13 protein-coding genes are annotated in these 16,789 nt (G+C 71.7%); 7 read left to right on the top strand and 6 right to left on the bottom strand.

Going from position 1 to position 16,789, the window contains the following annotated elements:
- Positions 1-80 precede the first annotated feature (80 nt).
- From ACBR40_RS09855 to ACBR40_RS09840, 4 genes are all read right to left on the bottom strand, one after another.
- Positions 81-662 (bottom strand): hypothetical protein, encoded by a 582-nt coding sequence (locus tag ACBR40_RS09855; RefSeq protein ID WP_364460067.1) that lies wholly within the window; start codon positions 660-662, stop codon positions 81-83.
- A gap of 13 nt (positions 663-675) precedes the next feature.
- Positions 676-1,200 carry a hypothetical protein gene (locus ACBR40_RS09850; protein WP_371248429.1) on the bottom strand — a complete coding sequence of 175 codons (525 nt, stop codon included), beginning with the start codon at positions 1,198-1,200 and terminating at the stop codon, positions 676-678.
- A gap of 211 nt (positions 1,201-1,411) precedes the next feature.
- A complete protein-coding gene (gdhA, locus tag ACBR40_RS09845) occupies positions 1,412-2,755 on the bottom strand; it encodes an NADP-specific glutamate dehydrogenase (RefSeq protein WP_344206946.1) in 1,344 nt (447 codons plus the stop codon).
- A 168-nt stretch (positions 2,756-2,923) separates the two neighbouring features.
- Complete coding sequence (locus ACBR40_RS09840; protein ID WP_371248428.1) at positions 2,924-4,426, bottom strand: phosphoesterase; 1,503 nt, start codon at positions 4,424-4,426, stop codon at positions 2,924-2,926.
- Between the two features lie 212 nt (positions 4,427-4,638).
- Here ACBR40_RS09840 and ACBR40_RS09835 point away from each other — a divergent pair, with 212 nt between their 5' ends.
- Genes ACBR40_RS09835 through ACBR40_RS09815 form a run of 5 tightly spaced genes read left to right on the top strand, consistent with a single transcriptional unit; the run spans position 4,639 to position 10,346 of the window.
- The gene (locus ACBR40_RS09835; protein WP_371248427.1) at positions 4,639-5,151 is read left to right on the top strand and encodes a DUF4365 domain-containing protein; all 513 of its coding nucleotides are present in this window, start codon (positions 4,639-4,641) and stop codon (positions 5,149-5,151) included.
- Positions 5,148-6,239, top strand: coding sequence for a hypothetical protein (locus tag ACBR40_RS09830; RefSeq protein WP_371248426.1), 1,092 nt, complete (start codon positions 5,148-5,150; stop codon positions 6,237-6,239). Before ACBR40_RS09835 ends, ACBR40_RS09830 begins: the two co-directional genes overlap by 4 nt.
- 2 nt (positions 6,240-6,241) lie before the next feature.
- Positions 6,242-6,871: a hypothetical protein gene (locus tag ACBR40_RS09825; protein WP_371248425.1), complete on the top strand. Its 630-nt coding sequence runs from the start codon at positions 6,242-6,244 to the stop codon at positions 6,869-6,871.
- Positions 6,868-10,224 carry a helicase HerA domain-containing protein gene (locus ACBR40_RS09820; RefSeq protein WP_371248424.1) on the top strand — a complete coding sequence of 1,119 codons (3,357 nt, stop codon included), beginning with the start codon at positions 6,868-6,870 and terminating at the stop codon, positions 10,222-10,224. Before ACBR40_RS09825 ends, ACBR40_RS09820 begins: the two co-directional genes overlap by 4 nt.
- Positions 10,221-10,346 (top strand): hypothetical protein, encoded by a 126-nt coding sequence (locus tag ACBR40_RS09815; RefSeq protein WP_329591677.1) that lies wholly within the window; start codon positions 10,221-10,223, stop codon positions 10,344-10,346. Before ACBR40_RS09820 ends, ACBR40_RS09815 begins: the two co-directional genes overlap by 4 nt.
- An 11-nt stretch (positions 10,347-10,357) precedes the next feature.
- Here the strand turns inward: ACBR40_RS09815 and ACBR40_RS09810 are convergent, their stop codons facing one another.
- Together ACBR40_RS09810 and ACBR40_RS09805 are read right to left on the bottom strand one after the other, a co-directional pair.
- Entirely contained in the window at positions 10,358-11,620 is a 1,263-nt protein-coding gene (locus tag ACBR40_RS09810; protein WP_371248423.1) for an ATP-grasp domain-containing protein, read from the bottom strand.
- Positions 11,621-11,690: 70 nt separating this feature from the next.
- Complete coding sequence (locus ACBR40_RS09805) at positions 11,691-14,054, bottom strand: family 20 glycosylhydrolase (protein ID WP_371248422.1); 2,364 nt, start codon at positions 14,052-14,054, stop codon at positions 11,691-11,693.
- Positions 14,055-14,221: 167 nt separating this feature from the next.
- Between ACBR40_RS09805 and ACBR40_RS09800 the strand changes: the two genes are divergently transcribed.
- A complete protein-coding gene (locus ACBR40_RS09800; RefSeq protein ID WP_371248421.1) occupies positions 14,222-15,709 on the top strand; it encodes a sulfatase-like hydrolase/transferase in 1,488 nt (495 codons plus the stop codon).
- A 46-nt stretch (positions 15,710-15,755) separates the two neighbouring features.
- Positions 15,756-16,763, top strand: a complete 1,008-nt coding sequence (locus ACBR40_RS09795; RefSeq protein WP_344206955.1) for an aliphatic sulfonate ABC transporter substrate-binding protein — start codon at positions 15,756-15,758, stop codon at positions 16,761-16,763.
- The last annotated feature ends 26 nt before the right edge of the window (positions 16,764-16,789 follow it).

The raw sequence follows: 16,789 nt of genomic DNA, 5'->3' as shown, positions 1-16,789 counted from the left end.
CCGGTCCCCCCGCCCGCGGCCCCACGACACGGCAAGGGTCACGGCCGCCGCCGAGGCCACGATCAGCACGTCACGGCGGTTCAGGACATCGTCTCCAGCTGGTTGCGCGTCAGCTTGACGGTGTTCTCCGGCAGCGGCGCCGGGTTGTTGGCGCTGTCCAGCGGATACTTGCCCTGGACGGGGTTGAGCAGCGCCGCCGGGGAGTCGGGGTAGGTCTCCAGGAACAGGACGTACCCGCTGCCCTCGTTCAGCGCCGTGGTGTGCTCCTCCTCGTACGTCACGCCGTCGAAGACGCCGCCGAGCTCCTTGACCTCGACCTTCTGCCCCACCTGGGCCTCGCCCTTGTACACCTTCAGCACCTCGGCGGTGTAGACGGTGATGACCATCGGCGGGGCGTCGGGCTGGGCGGCCACCGCGGCGGGGGCTCCCGCCATGGGATTCAGCCGCGGATCCGTCTCCGCGGGGTCGGGCTCAGACACTTCTTGCAGGTAGCGCGGCTCGCCGACGATGCGGGCCTCGACGACCAGGTTCGCCCGGTCGAAGAGCGCGTCGGCGTTCTCGTACTCCGGATAGTCGGCCCGGTAGAGCACGGGCTCCTGATGGGCGGCGCACGCGGTGACGAACAACGCGGTCAGGACGAGTGCGCCAAGACGCCGTAGCATCCTGCGGCCTCCTTCAGTAGTAGGCGTTGACGTCGGCGACATCGTGCGACGAGGGTTTCGTCATCGAGTTACGGTTGCGGCTTCTGTTCATGATGGACGTGGTCGAGTTGTGCGCGAGATTCAGCGCGTGCCCGAACTCGTGGACCAGCGTGCTGGTGACGAAATTGGAGAAGTTCGAGGCGTCCCGGTTTATCGTGCGCGAGTTCAGCCGGACGTACATGCACATCCCGCCGCACCGCTGATAGTTGCCGTACCAGGTGTTGCTGTAGGACTTCACCGTGATGGTCGAGCCGGAATTCGAGTTCTTGTAGAAATTGGCGGGGCTCGACGTCGCGTTCCAGTTGGCGAGCGCCTTGTTCATCGGCGTCTGCCACGTGCTGTTGTAGCTGTACGGGCGCATGTGGATGCTGGCGATGTCCTGGCCGGTGCCGTTCCAGTGGGCGAACGCCGGGTCGGCGCTCGTCGCCGTCAGCAGAATGACGGCTGCCGCCGCGGCGGATCCCCGTCGAAGGGCACGCCCTAACACTCCCGAAGCCATTTCGAGATGTCACTCCCTGCGTCTTTGTGATGCTGGCGGAAAATGCAGGAACCCGGGCCGGCGAAAGGTGAGGGGGAATTAGGGCCCGGGGGTCGGGAGGGTTTTTGACAGCCTCTTTTGAAGCGTCTGATGGGAGTATGCAAGGTCCATGATCACCATGTCAATGGCGAAGGGCCGCCCGCGCGACGCGGACGGCCCTTCGCCTGACGCTTCAGATCAGGCCGAGTGACAGCATGGCGTCGGCGACCCGGCGGAAGCCGTCGATGTTGGCGCCGGCCACGTAGTCGCCGGGCATGCCGTACTCGTCGGCGGTCTGCAGGCACCGGGCGTGGATGTCGCGCATGATCTCCTGCAGCCGGTGCTCGGAGAACTCGAACGTCCACGAGTCGCGGCTGGCGTTCTGCTGCATCTCCAGCGCGCTGGTGGCCACGCCGCCCGCGTTGGCGGCCTTGCCCGGCCCGAACGCGACCCCCGCGTCCAGGAACACCTTGATGCCCTCGGGCATGGTCGGCATGTTGGCGCCTTCGCCGACCGCGATGCAGCCGTTCTGCACCAGGAACGCGGCGTCGCGGCCGGTGATCTCGTTCTGCGTGGCGGACGGCATCGCCACCTCGCAGGGCACCTCCCACACGCTGCGGCCCGGCACGAAGGACACGTGGTCGCCGCGGCGCGCCGCGTACGTGTCCAGCCGGCCGCGCTCGACCTGCTTGATGTGCTTGAGCAGCGCCAGGTCGATGCCCTTCTCGTCCACGACGTAGCCGGAGGAGTCGGAGCAGGCCACCACGAGCCCGCCGAGCTGCTCGATCTTCTCGATCGTGTAGATGGCGACGTTGCCGGAGCCGGAGACCACGACCCGCTTGCCGTCGAACGACGTGCCGCGTGCCTTCAGCATCTCCTCCACGAAGAACGTGCAGCCGTAGCCGGTGGCCTCGGTCCGCACCTGCGCGCCGCCGTACGCCAGGCCCTTGCCGGTGATGACGCCCGACTCGTAGCGGTTCGTGATGCGCTTGTACTGGCCGAACAGGTAGCCGATCTCCCGGCCGCCGACGCCGATGTCACCGGCGGGCACGTCGGTGTACTCGCCGATGTGCCGGTAGAGCTCGGTCATGAAGCTCTGGCAGAAGGCCATCACCTCGCGGTCGGAGCGGCCCTTGGGGTCGAAGTCGGACCCGCCCTTGCCGCCGCCGATCGGCAGGCCCGTCAGGCTGTTCTTGAAGATCTGCTCGAAGCCCAGGAACTTGACGATCCCCAGGTAGACCGAGGGATGGAAGCGCAGCCCGCCCTTGTAAGGACCCAGCGCGCTGTTGAACTCGACCCGGAAGCCACGGTTGATCTGCACCTCGCCGCTGTCGTCGAGCCACGGCACGCGGAAGATGATCTGCCGCTCGGGCTCGCAGATGCGCTCGATGATCTTCGACTCGGCGTACTCGGGGTGTTTGCCGAGAACCGGGCCGATGCTATCGAGCACTTCGCGCACCGCCTGGTGGAACTCGACCTCCCCAGGGTTGCGGCGCAGGACGTTGTCGTAGATCGACGACAGTTTCTCGTGCAACATGTGCTCCCGACCTCATTGCGGTGATCCGTGCTCACCTTACGGTTAGGCCAGAAGTGAGAAGAACCCGCCCCGGCACTCTGCCGAAATCATTACCCGGCGGCGGACGACGGGTGGGACGGCGGCGGAGCCCGGCCCCCGCCGCCGGCCGCGTCCCGGCCGACCGGGGGGTCAGCGGACCCGGATGAAGACCGGGTTGGAGTAGAACCAGAGGTCCTGCCAGGGGCTCTCCTTGCCGTCCGCGAGCGGCTCCATCTCGTCGGTGCTGGTGCCGCGCACCCGGAGGTAGCTGTCCTGGCCCACGTCGCGCAGGGTGTGGCGGATGACCATGTCCTGGCCCTGACGGCGCCAGTCGTTCGGGCCGAAGCGGGCGACGACCTTGGTGGTGGGGTTGGTGGCCGCGTCGAGGTCGGCGCTGACCCCCGTGACCTGGCCGGCGATGAGGTCGACGCGCCGGACCTCGGGGCGGTCGCCGTTGCCGTTGACGCCGTTCAGCGGGCGGAAGCGGATCTCCACCTCGACGTCGCCCCGGCCCCGGTTGCTGAGGACCAGCGTCTCGCTCACGGTGGCGGAACGGCCCTGGGCGCTCGCGGTGACGTCCAGGGCGGTGACCAGGTCGCCGGTCGTGACGAAGATCCGGCCGCCCCGCAGGGCGTCCATGACGTCGCCGTAGTCCTGGCGGGCCATCACGTACGTCTTGCTGTACTCGCCCGGCCAGAAGTCGGAGCCGCCACGGGTCCAGTGCACGTGGGAGTCGGAGGTGGCGGTGATCCACCAGTGCCGGCCCTCGCCGAGCAGGGAGTCCCACAGGCCGCCGACGCGGGCGGTCATCTGGTCGAAGCCGCCGTACGTGGGGTGGTTGCCGTAGCCGCCGCGCGCGCCGCCGTTCAGCGGGCCGGCCTGGTGGCCGGGGGCGCCCTCGAAGCCGACGTACACGTCGGGGGCGACGTTGTTGCCGTTGCGGAACTCGCGCGGCGTGTCCTGGCCCCACACACCCAGCCCGGTCGCCGAGCGCGAGGCGTGGTGGGCGATGACCAGCGGCTTCTGCCGCATGTCGCGGGCGGCCTTCAGGAACTCCACCATCTTGGCCTCGGTGTCGCGGCCCGGGTCGGCCGGGAAGGCGTCGTGCTTGGCGAAGCGGCTCTCCAGCTCGAACAGCTGCTGCGCCTCCCCGTCGTGGTGCGGGATCATCAGGGTGTGGTGGTCGAGCGCCGGCGCGTCGAACTCCATGCCCCAGAACTGCAGCACCTCGGGCACCAGCACCCGCGAACGCAGCAGGTCGGGATACGCCTGCTCCAGGTTCACCTTGGAGTGGGTGGGGCCGCCGTGGTCGGTGCACATCGCCCAGGTCAGGCCGAAGTGCTTGGCCATGATCGCGTTGGTGACGATCGGGTAGACCGCGTCCGCGCCCTTGTGGAAGATGGGCGGGCTGGTCTTGGTGTCGAACTCGCCGCTGTACTCGGAGTGGATGTGGTGGTCGCCGGCCCGCCACCTGCGGCCGTTGCCGCCGCCGTTGCCGAACCTGCGCTCGTCGTCGGCCTGGGCGGGGGTGCCGCCGATCAGAGGAGCGGCCGCGGCCAGGGTGGCGCCGACGCCGGCGTACTTGACCAGCCGCCGGCGGGAGAGCCGGGCCGCCTCGGCCTGTTCGGCCTGCTCGGCCTTGTTCTTGCTCACGGTGAAGCCTCTCGTGCGTGCAATGAGGGTGCCGGGCCGCAAGCTTTGGGGAGCGGATCGAACGGCGGGTGAACGCCGTCCGGGGCGCGCGCGAACAGTCCGTGGATGCGGGCCCGCCACCCACGGAGGACGACCATGAAGAAAGGAAGGAAGAGCGTCCCCTTTTGCCGCTACTCTTCTGCGTCGGGCGGTCGGCGGACGAGGGAGACTGCGTGCTGGACCAGCGAAATCATCAGGGCAAGTTCGCCGAGGACTATGTGCGGGTGCTCGCCTCGGCGGCGGGCCTCCTCGTCTATCAGGACGACCTCGACCACGACGGCATCGACCTGGGCTTCCGATATCCGGGAAGGACCGGCCACATTTCCTCGCCCGCCATCGAGGTGCAGATCAAGTCCTGGTCGGACCCCCGGTCCAAGGGCGCGGTCCTGCACTACGGCGGGCTGAACGAGGTGCAGTACAACAAGCTCGTCGACGGCCCGTTTCTCGTCCCGCGCTACCTGTTCCTCGTCGTGGTCCCACAGGAGAGCGACCGGTACGCCCGCGTGGAGACCGACGGGCTCACGCTGAGCCGGCTCTGCTACTACCGCGGTTTCGAGGACGACCGGCCCGTCCCCGACCCCAGCGCCGCGCGGAAGGTGCCGCTCCAGGTGCCGCTCGGGAACGTTCTCACGGTCCGCGCGTTACGCGAGCTCGTCGGCGCGCCCACGGAACCCTCCGCCCGATGAGGAACGTGTCGGTCGCCGACGTCAGCAGCTATCTCGCCGCGACCGGCTGGGTCCGCCGGCCGGAGACCTGGAGGGGCGCGGCGATCTGGGAGCACGACGGCGACCACGAGATCCTGGTGCCCGGCACGGACCACCTGGCCGACGGGCCGCGCCGGATCAGGGAGATCCTGTCGCTGCTCGCGCGGGTGGAGGGCCGCGCGCCCGAGGACATCGCCTCCGACATCGGCTCGCCCCTGGCGGACGTCCAGTGGTACCGCGCGCCCATCGTCCCCGCGGGCGGGGAGCTCGGGCTGGTGGACGCCGTCACGGCCGTGACCAGCGCCCACGCCGTGCTGAGCGCGGCGGCGCGGGCCGTGCTGGGCGGGCCCCGGCCGGTGTTCGACGGCCCGGCTCCCAAACCGGTGCGCGACCTGCTGGCGCGCGTCCGGATCGGACCGATCGTGCCGTCCTCGAACCTCCTCACCGTACGGCTCCCGCTGGACGACGGCGGCGACCCTCCGCTGGCCCGCCGCGCCCTGACCCTGCTTCAGCGCGCCGCGCTGCTCCTGCGCGAGGCCACCGCCGAGGCGCGCGGAACCGGCGACGTCAGCGTCTTCGACGACCTCGTACGGGACGGCGTGTCGGCCGACCTGTGCCTCGCGCTCGCCCGCTTCGCCGGAGCCGATCCCGGCGCCCGGTTCGAGGTCGGCTTCCGCTGGGCCCGCGCCCTGCCCGCCGAGGTCCCCGCGCGGAGCGTGGTCTTCGAGCCGGGCACCGGCACCCTGCTGCGCCGCGTCGGCCACCGGCTGCGCCGACTGCACCACGAGAGCGCCGCGGTGACGGGCCTCGTCGGCGCGCTCGTGGACGACGGCGAGGACCGGTTCCGCGTCCACGTACGCGGCCAGGTGACCATCGGGGACGGCGAGCCGCGCCGCGCCGTCATCTGGGTGCGCCTGCCCGGCGAGGCGGACTACGACGTGGCCGTCCGCGCGCACCGCGACCGGGTCCCCGTACGGGTCGCAGGCACGCTCAGGGAGGTCAACGGCCGGCGTGAGCTCATGGCGACCGGCTTCACCACCGTCGTGGATGATCGATCCGAGGAGAGCTGACCATGAAGAACACCGGCTTCGGCACCCGCGAACGCGCCGTGCTCCTGGGCCTGATGACGCTCGGCGGAACGGCGTCCAACGCGGAGCTCAAGGCCCACGTCGGCTGCACCCTCGACGGGCAGCCCCGGCACCGGCTCAACAAGGGCGGCCTCGTCACGAGCGAGAAGCCCGGCAGGTCCTACCTTCACACGCTCACCGACGACGGCTGGGCCTGGTGCGTGACGGAGCTGGACGGCTCCGCCCCGGATCGCGGCGGTTCGCTCGGCCGCACCCTCTACGGCGTGCTCCACCTGCTCAAGGGCTATCTGGACGCGGCGGACCTGAGCCTCGCCGAGTTCGTACTCAAGGCCCGCGAGGGCGCCGCCCCGGCCGAGCTGCCCGAGGCGATCCGCGACGCCTACTGGCGGCTGGCCCGCGAGCCGCAGGACTGGGTGCTCCTGACCCGGCTGCGCGCGGAGCTGGGGGACGTCCCCCGCGAGGCGGTCGACGAGGCGCTGCGGCGGCTCGAACTCCTCCCGGACGTCCACCTGGCGCCGGAGGCCGACCAGAAGACCCTGACCGACGAGGACAGGAACGCGGCCGTCCTCGTCGGCGGCGTGAGCAAGCACCTGCTGGCCATGGAGGCGCGATGAACGAGCACGAGGAACGGGCCCTGCGCGCCATCTCCAGGGTCCTCACCTGGACGACCATGGCCGAGCACGCCTGGAACCCGCCGCCTTTCCACGTCGGCGGCGTGCACCCGCGGGCGGAGCAGCTCATCCTCGACGGCATCGACGAGGCGGGCGAGGCCACCAGCGCCAGCCCGCTCGGCGTCGTCATCCAGGGCGAGGGCGGCGCGGGCAAGACGCATCTCCTCGGCTGGGTCAGGGGCGAGATCGCGCGGGCCGGCGGCTACTTCTTCCTGGTGGACTTCAGCGCGGGCGACGACTTCTGGCGGCGGACGGCGGGCGCGATGGTCGACGACCTCGGCCGTTCGGCGGCGGGCCCGGACACCCCGGCCCAGGCGGTGGTGGCCCTGCGCGGCCTGGCCGCGCTCGCGGGGGCCGGGGACCGGATCGCGGCCGTCGAGGACGGGAAGGACATCACCCGCGAGGACCTCGACGCCCTGGTGGCCGGCCTGGTGAGGCGGGACCGGCGGTTGCAGCGGTGCCGCGACACGATCCGGGCGCTCGCCCTCTACGCCGTCGCCTCGGGCCCGGCCTTCGACGTCGCCCACGATCACCTGATGTCCACCGAGGAGGCCGAGGAAGGCGACCGCGGGGCCTGGGGGATGAGCAGAGGGATCAAGGCGCCGCACGACATCGTGGTCGAGCTGTCGACGATCCTCGCGCTGACCGGCCCCAGCGTCATCGCGGTGGACCAGATCGACGCGCTGCTCGAACACTCCCGCGCCGCCTCCGGCGCGGTCCCCGACGGCGGCCCGCGCAAGGACGTCATCGACGAGGTCGCGAGCGGTCTCATGGCCCTGGTGCACGCCACTCACCGCACGTTGTGCCTGGTGGCCTGCCTGCCCTCGTCGTGGGGCCTGATCCGTGACCGGGCGATCGGCACGGCGAAGGACAGGTTCCGGCCGTCACTGATCCTGGGCACGATCGCGCGCCCGGAACTCGCCAGGAACCTGGTCGAGCGCAGGTTCGCGGTCGCCTTCGCGCGGGCGGGTTTCATCCCGCCCGACCCGGCCTGGCCCGTCGCCCCCGGCGCGTTCGCGACCGCGCCGGGCAGGACGCCGAGGACGCTGCTCCGGCTCATCGCCGCGCACGTCGCGGCCTGCCGGACGGACGGCGTCGTACGTCTCCTGGAACGTTTCGACAGGGAGGACCCGGTCGTCGCGCCGCCCTCTTCCGCCGAGGCCGTCGCCGTCGTTCCGGAGTCGAGCCTGGCGAGGCTGGACGCGCGCTTCGCCGACCTGCGCGGGCGGGCTGACGTGTCGGCCGCGTTCGATCCCGAGCACGAGGACGAGCTGGCTCCTTCCCTGCTCGCCGCGGGGCTCGACGCCTGGATCAGGGAGCAGGACAAGGCGGGCGAGTCCTTCTCCGTCGATCCGCCGCCGGGCCGCCGGCCCAGCCTGCACGCCAGGCTGCGGCAGGTGCTGAATCCGGAGTCGGAGTACCAGCGGCACTGGACGTTCCGGATGATCGGCGCGGCGCACCACATCTCTGCGCTGAAGCGGCTGAAGGATGGCATCGTGGCGTCCGGGCTGGGCCCGGAGACGCCCGACCGGTGTTTCGTGGTGCTGCGCAACCAGGCGTGGTCGGACGGCGCGGTCACGCGGGCCCGCCTGGCGGAGCTCAAGGAGTGGGGCGGGCTCTCGCTTCCCGTTCGGGGCGACGACCTGCGGGTCTTCGCGGCGCTGCGGCAGATGGCGGCCGACGGGGACCCGGAGTTCGAGACCTGGCTACGGGCCCGCCGCCCGGCCGGCGGCACGGAGCTGTTCAGCGTTCTGTTCGGCACACTCACCCAGGAGCCGACCCCACCGCCGCAGCCGCCGGCCCCGGAGACCGGACGGCCGGCGGGAAGCGGCCCGGAGTCGGCGCGGCCGGTGGGGAGCGAGTTGGGGCTCGCTCGCCCAGCAGGGAGCGCGCCGGAACCTGCCCGGCAGCCAGGGAGCGGTCCAGAGTCTGCCCGGCAGCCAGGGAGCGGGCTGGAGCCTGCGCGGCCGGTGGGGAGCGAACCGGAGCCCAGAAGTGGGCCTGTGCCGGTCGTTCCGGTTGGCAGGCGTATGGACACCGGTGCTGAGCTCGAACTGAAACTCGCCGCCCTCGCCCGCCACACCGCCGTGTTCGCCGGTTCAGGCTCGGGCAAGACCGTGTTCCTGCGGCGGCTCATCGAGGAGTGCGCGCTGCTCGGGGTGTCGTCGATCGTGCTCGACTCCAACAACGACCTCGCCCGCCTGGGCGACCCCTGGCCCGCCCCGCCGCCCGGCTGGGGCGACGGGGACGTGGACAAGGCGGCCCGCTACTTCGCCGAGACCGAGGTCGTGATCTGGACGCCGGGCCGCTCGCGCGGACGCCCGCTGACGTTCCAGCCGATTCCCGACTTCGCGGCCGTGCTCGACGACCGCGACGAGCTGGAGACGGCGCTCGCCCTGGCCGTCGAGGCGCTCGCCCACCGGGCGAACGTGGACGGGGCGAGCGCCAAGGCACGCAAGGGCAAGGCCATACTCCGCCAGGCGCTGGCCCACTTCGCCCGCTCGGGCGGCGGCAGCTTCGCCGCGTTCCTCGGCCTGCTCGGCGCGCTGCCGCTGGAGGTCAGCCAGATCGACCGGGCGGACCAGCTCGCCGCCGAGCTGGGCCAGCTCCTCACCGCCGCGACGATCACCGATCCGCTCTTCGCGGGCCACGGCGAGCCCGCGGACCCGGCGCAGTTGCTCACCCCGTCCCCGGGCAAGCGGGCCCGCGTCTCCGTCATCAGCTTCGTCGGGCTCGGCGACCAGGCGCGGCCGGCGTTCGTCAATCAGCTCCAGATGGCCCTGTTCTCCTGGATCAGGCGGAATCCGGCGCGCGGCCGCCCGCTCAGCGGCCTGTACGTGATGGACGAGGCGCAGGCCCTCGTACCGGCGACGCCGAAGACCGAGGCGCTGGCGAGCACGCTGACCCTGGCCTCCCAGGCCCGCAAGTACGGTCTCGGCCTGGTCTTCGCCACCCAGACCCCGCGCGGCCTGCACAACCACATCGCGGGCAACGCGACGACGCAGTTCATCGGCAGGATCAACAGCCCCACCCAGATTGAGGTGGTCAAAGGGCTGGCGCGGGCCCGGGGCGGCCGGGCCGACCGGGTGGGGCGGCTGGAGGCCGGGCAGTTCTACGCCGCGAGCGACGGCGTGCCCGAGGCGCTCGTACGGGCGCGGCAGTGCCTGAGCCACCATCCCCCCGACCCGCTCACCGAGCAGGAGATCATCGAGCGCGCGGCGCGGCGTCCTGGCAGGTTACGGCTCGGAGCGGATGGGCAGCCGCAACGGCGAGAGCACTCGGGGGAGGCGTCATGACCGAACAGCCGCAGAAGGACCGTACGGACGAGGACGAGGACGTCGAGGACGTCGAGATGGAGGACGAGGAAGTCGCCGAGTTCAAGCGGCTCAAGGAGCTCAACCCCGACGACTTCGAGTGAAGTGACGGGGATCAGCGCCCGCGCGCCGCGGCCATCGCCCTGATCCTGGCGAGGGCGGGAGCGGGGTCGCGGAGCGACAGGGTGCTGTGGACGGCGCCCGCGGCGAAGCGGAGCGTGCCGGCCAGGTCGAGGAGCAGGCCGTGCCGGCGTTCCACGGCCGCCCGCCGCAGGTCGCCCTCCAGCCACTGGTAGCGCACCCCGGGCCGGGCCCGCGTCGGCGGCACGTCGTGGCCGACGGCGAGGGCGGCCCAGGCCGCGGGCAGGTTGGCGCCGGCGGCGGTGGCGAGGGCCATCGAGCCGTAGAAGCGGCCGTTCAGGTCGATGAGCCGGGGCCGGCCGTCCTCGGGCACCACGAACTGCAGTTGCGCGAGCCCGAACCAGCCGAGTGCGGCCAGCAGCCGGGCGGCGCGGCCGCTGATCGCGGGGTCCACCCGTACGGTCTCGGCGCGGCAGCTCGCGCCGGCACCCGGCGGCCAGATGCGCGAGGCCACCTGCATGCAGTCGCACACCACCCGCCCGCCGACGGCGGTGACGGCCGCGTAGGCCATCAGGCGTCCCTTGTGGAACTCCTCGACGCGCGGCTCGCCGCCGAGCCTGCGCACCTCGTCCACCCGGCGGCGGGCGGCCTCCGGCCCGGGCACGACGAGCGTGTCGATCCTGGGCGGCGCCCCCGGCCGTTCCGGGTGGGCGTGCAGCCGGGACTTGACGACCAGGGGCGGGCGCTCCCCGGCGAACGCGGAAGGGTCGGGCGCGGAAGGGTCGGGCGCGGAAGGGTCGGGCGCGGAAGGGTCGAGGGCGGACGGGGCGGGCGCGGAAGGGTCGAGCGTGGAAGGGGCGAGCGTGGACGGGTCGGGCGCGGACGGGTCGAGCGTGGACGGGTCGAGGGCGCGGGCCGTCAGGATGCCCACGGACTCGGCCGCCTCGGACAGCTCCTGCTTGTCGATCGCGCGGACGACCCGCCGGTGCCCCGCGTGCGGCACGATCGCCCCGACCTGGTCCCTGAGCAGGGACAGCGCGAGCACCTCGGCCTCGCCGGCGCCGAAGACCACGTCGTAGCCGTGGTCGCGGACCGTGCGCCGCACGGCGGCGAGGAAGGCGTCGCGGTCCTCGTGCGCCGCCGGCACCAGGTGGCGCCGGCGGCGGTGACGGGACGAGGACGCGAGGCCCGCGCCGGTGGGAGCGCCGACGCCGACCTCCCAGCCCGCCGCGGCGAGCGCGCGTACGGCGGCGAGCGCTCCCCGGCTGAAGCCCGTCTCCACGATCAGTGCGCGCACGACGGTCCACGTCCCCCTACTCACGGCCGTCCGACGACGCCCAGGTACCCACGCGGACCGCCGGCATGCGTCAGCGGACCGTCACCTCCAGCGTGCCGGTCACCGGGGCCTCGCCGGGCGAGCGCACGGTGAGCATGCCGGTGTAGGCGCCCTCCTTGTCGAAGGACCTGGTGGAGGTGACGGTGAAGGCGGCGTTGACGCGCATCCCGGGGATGCTCGCCTCCCGCTCCGTCACCGGCGTCGCGGTCTCCTTGACGCCGTCGCTCCAGGTGATGACCGCGCCGAGGTCGGCCGCGGCCTTGCCGGGGGCGGTGACGGTCCAGGTCGCGCCCGCGGGCCGGCCCGTGCCGGCGGTCACCGCCGGGGACAGGATCTCCGTGCGCCACGCCACGTCGGCCGTGGGGAAGAAGTTGGTGCCCTGCACGGTCAGCCGGCCGCCCATCTTCGCCAGACGGGTCTTGAAGTCGCCGTAGTCGCGCTGCGCCTGCGGCGTCCAGCCGGCCTCGGCCGTGGCGATGAGCCTCGGGTAGGCGTAGTACTGCGCCTGCGGCACGCGGCGGATGAACTCGCCCCACACGGCCGACTCCACGCCCAGCACGCTGCTCTCCTGGATGCCGGGGATGTACGTGCCCGGGTCCCAGTTGTAGTGCCGGTCGAGGCCGCACGGCCCGCCGCACGCCCAGGTGCCGCCGTCCGGCTGCCGGGAGTCCTGCTTCTGCGGCGAGTACGCGTTCGCCGCCGGCGACAGCACGACCTTGGCGCCGCGGTTCCTCACGGCGTTCGCGACGGCGTTGCGGTCGCCGCTCCAGAACTGCACGACGGCGTCGTCCTGGGGCAGGGCGGTGCCGGCGTACTCGTTCCAGCCGACGACGGTCTTGCCGAGCGCCTTCACGCGGGCGGTGAAGGCGTCGACCATCTTCACGTAGTCGGTGTGGCTGGTGACGTGCGCCTCGTCCCCGCCGATGTGCAGGTACGGGCCGGGCGTCATGGCGGCGATCTCGGCCAGCACGTGCCCGACGAACTCGTACGTGACCGCGCTGCTCGCGTCGAAGGAGGAGTAGCCGACGGCGCCGGTGCCGTTGTGCGGGACCGTGGCCTGGCCGGCGGCGGGCCGCGGCTGGGAGCCGGCGGTGTTGAGCTGCGGGACGGAGTGCAGCGCCGAGTTGACGTGGCCGGGCATGTCGATCTCGGGGATCACGGTCATGCCGTTCTCGCCGGCGTAGCGGACGATCTCGGCGTAGTCGGCCTTGGTGTAGAAGCCGGTGATGCCGGGCTCGGTGCCCCGCTCGGTCATCGCGGTGCCGCCGCCGACCCGGGTGAGCAGGCCGTAGTCGATGCCGGACGGGTTGCTCGCCGGGTCGTCGATCACGATGCGCCAGCCCTGGTCGTCGGTCAGGTGCAGGTGCAGCCGGTTGACCTTGAACAGCGCGGCCGCGTCGATGTAGGTCTTGACCTCCTCGACCGGGTAGAAGCTGCGCGCGACGTCGAGCATCATGCCGCGGTGCGCGAAGCGCGGGTAGTCGGTGATCTCCACGGCGGGCACGGTCCACGCGGTGTCGACGACCTCCTTGGACTCGACCCACTGCGGGAGGAGCTGGCGGAGCGTCTGGACGCCGTTGAGCGCGCCGTTCGGGGTGGCGGCGCGCAGCCGGATCTCGCCGGCGGCGACGGACAGGGTGTAGCCCTCGTCCTCGTGGCCTTCGGGGCCCTTGCCGGCGCCGACCTCGATGATGATCGGGGCGGGGCCGCGGCCGTTCGCGGCGACCTTGAGCGTCTGGCCGGTGGCGCGGCGCAGCAGCCGGGCCAGGTAGTCGGCGGGCGCCCGCGCGCCGTCGCCCTGGGCGAGGACGCGGGTGTTCTTGTGCAGCGTGAACGGGGCGGCGCCGGTCTCGGTGACGGACACCGGCTTCGGGACCAGGCCGAGCGTGGGCGCGGGGGCGGCGGGCGGCCCGTCCCAGATCTCGAACTCGGAGATCGAGTAGCCGTAGGCGGCCCAGCGCTTGCGGCCCTGCATGCGGACGTACCCGACGGGCTCCTCGGAGAGCACGTCGATGACGTCGGTGCGCGGGCAGGTGTCGCGCTGGAGCGCGGCCACGTCGGTCCAGGTCCGGCCGTCGGGCGAGGTCTGCAGGACGAAGTCGCGGGCGCAGGCGTTCGGCCAGGTGAGCTTCACGTGGTCGACCTTGGCCGGCCGGGCGAGCTGGATCTGCACCCAGTTGTCGTCCTGGTACTTCGACGACCAGCGGGTGGCGCTGTCGCCGTCGTTGACGTGGGCGGCCACGAAGTCGGAGCGGTCCAGCTCGACGCTGGACGCGGTGGCCGTGCCGGTCAGCGCCAGGTTGGCCGGGGTGTCGGCGGCCCTGGCGGCGGGCGCCGGGGCCAGCAGCGTGGCCGCGAGCGCGGCTGCCGCGAGGGTCGCGAGGGGACGACGCATGGGTCTCCTTGTCTCGGGGGGAGTCAGCGCTCAGTGTGGCGACGATCACCGATTTAGGTCAAGAGACAGGAATAAAAAGGCGGACAATCCACCCCGCTCCCTCTTGTGATCTCTCTGATCGCCCCTTTAACGTAAAGGCTCGGTACTAAATCGCGATCGGAGCATGAGTGACCAGTCCACGCAACGTCCTGTTCCTGATGACCGACCAGCATCGGGTGGACACCCTCGGCTGCTACGGCAACCCGGTGATACGCACGCCCGCACTGGACGGCCTCGCTGCGGAGGGCACGCGCTTCGACCGGTTCTACACGCCGACCGCCATCTGCACCCCGGCCCGCGCCTCGCTGTTCACCGGGCTCCACCCGTTCCGGCATGGCCTGCTGGTCAACCCGGAGCGCAACGGCGGCGGCCGCGACGAGGTCGCCGAGCACGACCCGGTCATGTCCGCGCCGCTGCTGGCCGTCGGCTACAACATGGGCCACGTCGGCAAGTGGCACATCGGCCGCGAGCACGGGCCCGAGCACTACGGCATGGACGGCGAGCACCTGCCCGGCGCGCTCAACCCCTTCCACCACCCGTCGTACGAGCGGTGGCTCAAGGAGAAGGGACACCCGCCGTTCGCCGTGGAGCGGCCGGTCTTCGGCAAGGCCGCGAACGGCACCGGCCGCGGCCACCTCATCGCCGGCCGGTTGCGGCAGCCGGCGGAGGCCACGATGGAGGCGTTCCTCGCCGACCAGACGCTGGAGCTGCTCGACCGCTACGCCCGCGACTTCCGCGAGTCCGGCCGGCCGTTCATGCTGTCGTGCCACTGGTACGGCCCGCACCTGCCGTACCTGATCCCCGACGAGTACTACGACATGTACGACCCCCGGAGCGTGCCGCTGCCGGCGTCCATGGCCGAGACCTTCGACGGCAAGCCGGAGGTGCAGCGCCGCTACTCGGAGTACTGGTCGGCCGACCACTTCGACGCCGACGCCTGGCGCGAGCTGATCGCCGCCTACTGGGGATACGTCTCGCTGATCGACGCCCAGATCGGCCGGCTGCTGTCCGCGCTGCGCGAGCTGGGCCTCTGGGACGACACGGCGGTGATCTTCACGGCCGACCACGGCGAGTTCACCGGCGCCCACCGGCTCAACGACAAGGGCCCGGCCATGTACGAGGACATCTACCGCATTCCCGGCATCATCCGGGTGCCGGGCGCGCCGGCCCGCACCGTGGACGCGTTCGCGACGCTGATCGACCTCAACCCCACGATCCTCGACCTGGCCGGGCTGCCGCCGCAGGAGCCGTGCGACGGCGAGAGCCTGCTGCCGCTGCTGTCCGGCGCGCCCGCCGAAGGCCGGGACTCGGTGACCACCGAGTTCCACGGCCACCACTTCCCCTACTCGCAGCGCATGTTCCGGGACCGCCGCCACAAGCTGGTGTTCAACCCCGAAGGCGTGCACGAGCTGTACGACCTGGACAGCGACCCGCACGAACTGCGCAACGTCTACGCCGTGCCCGCCTACGCGGCGGTCCGCAGGGACCTGACCGTGCGGCTCTACCGCGAGCTGCTGCGCCGCGGCGACCCCGCGTACACCTGGATGAGCTACATGGCCGACATCGGCGAGGGCCGCGCCCCTGACGTGGACGGCGTCGCCGACGAACTGGGCTGAGGCCGTCCACGTCACCCCCCGAACAAGAACGAGAAAGGATCCGCCGATGAGGCGTCCCCGCATCCTGGCCACCGTCCTCGCGGCGCTGGCCGTCCTCCTGCCCGCCGCCGGGTGCGGCTCCTCCGACTCAGGGGGCGGAGGAGCCGAGCCCAAGAAGGTGCGCATCGGCTACATCGCCGACTTCTCCGGCGCGGCCGTGCTCGCCGCCGCCGACAAGCAGGGCCTGTGGGCCAAGAACGGCCTGGAGCCGGAGCTGAAGGTGTTCACCAACGGCCCGCTGCAGATCCAGGCGCTGGGCGCGGGCGACCTCGACTTCGGCTACATCGGCTCCGGCGCGACCTGGCTGGCGGCGAGCGGCAAGGCCAAGATCATCGCGCCGAACATGCTCGGCCAGGCCGACCGCGTCATCACCTACCCGGGCTCCGGCATCTCCTCGATCGCCGACCTGAAGGGCAAGAAGATCGGCGTCCCCGAGGGCACCTCCGGCGACATGATCCTGGAGCTGGCGCTCAAGGAGGCCGGGCTGTCCGGCAAGGACGTGCAGAAGGTCAACATGGACGCCAGCACGGTCGTCACGGCCTTCAGCGGCAAGCAGGTCGACGCGGCCGCCATCTGGTACCCGCTCATCGACACCATCAAGAAGAACGTGCCCGACCTGGTCGAGCTGACCAAGAGCGAGGACTTCTACCCGAGGCTCAGCTTCCCCAGCTCCTTCGTGGCCCGCAACGAGATCGTCACCGAGGACGCCGGCACCGTCACCAAGGTGCTCAAGGTGCTCCAGCAGGGCAACGATTGGGTCGCGGCCAACACCACCGAGGCCGAGACGCTGACCGCCACGTTCCTCAAGGCGCCCGCCGAGCAGTTCAAGGGCTCCTCGGCCGTGACGAAGATCCTGCCGACCAGCGAGCTGAAGGGGCTCATGGCGGACGGCTCGGTGTCCGGCTGGTACAAGGGCCTGGCCGACCTCTTCGTCACGATGGGCAAGCTGACCGACTCGCCCGACCCGGCCACGTACATCACGACCGACCTCTACACCGCCGCAGCGGGCGGCTGACCGGCCGGCCCGCCCGGAAAATGGAC

It is taken from the genome of Nonomuraea sp. AD125B (genome assembly GCF_041402765.1).
GTDB classification, from domain to species: Bacteria; Actinomycetota; Actinomycetes; order Streptosporangiales; family Streptosporangiaceae; genus Nonomuraea; species Nonomuraea bangladeshensis.
The sequence above is the reverse complement of the archived record's forward strand: the minus strand, read 5'-3'. Positions and strand labels throughout refer to the sequence as shown.